We start from the raw sequence: 743 nt of genomic DNA on the forward strand, positions 1-743 counted from the left end.
CTGATCGGTTGTGGGTGGAGACGTTCACGGGGCTGCGGATGAGGCAGTTCGAGCGGTTGCTCAAGGTGGTGCGGGAGCGGGGTGGCGACGGGCCGCGAATCGGGCGACCGTGGTGTCTGCCGCTTGCCGACCGGGTGCTGGTGGTGGCCGTCTACTACCGGACGAACCTCACGATGAGGCAGCTCGCGCCACTGTTCGGGGTCTCGCCGGCCACGGTGTGCAGGGTTATCCAGCGGCTGCGGCCCCTCCTCGCGCTCGGGCCGGTATCACGTCCCGTCGATGCTGCGGACCGGCTGTGGATCGTGGATGGCACGCTTGTCCCGGTCCGCGACCGCAAGGTCGGTGCCTCGAGCCGCAACTACCGGTTCTCCGCGAACGTGCAGGTCATCATCGATGCCGACACACGCCTGGTCGTGGCCACCGCTCGCCCGGCCCCGGGCAACAAGGCCGACGCCCATGTGTGGCGCAACTCCGGCCTGCCGGACCAGTGCCGCGGCGTCACCGTGCTCGGCGACGGCGCCTACATCAACACCGGCCTGATCGTCCCGCACCGCAAACGACCCGGCCGGCCCCTGCTGGCCAGCGAGGAAGCCGACAACGCCGAGCATCGCCGGGTCCGTGCACGTGTCGAGCATGCGATCGGCCGGCTGAAGAACTACAAGATCCTCCGCGACTGCCGACAGCACGGCGACGGCCTCCACCACGCGGTCCAAGCCGTCGCGCACATGCACAACCTCGCTCTG

General features: G+C 69.4%; 1 protein-coding gene. It reads left to right on the forward strand.

What is annotated here, in order from left to right; all coding sequences use genetic code 11:
• Positions 1-8: 8 nt before the first annotated feature.
• On the forward strand, positions 9-743 hold a 735-nt coding region (locus JK364_RS54525), incomplete at its 3' end, for a transposase family protein (RefSeq protein WP_201858898.1).

The organism is Streptomyces endocoffeicus (assembly GCF_016741935.1).
Lineage (GTDB): Bacteria > Actinomycetota > Actinomycetes > Streptomycetales > Streptomycetaceae > Streptomyces > Streptomyces endocoffeicus.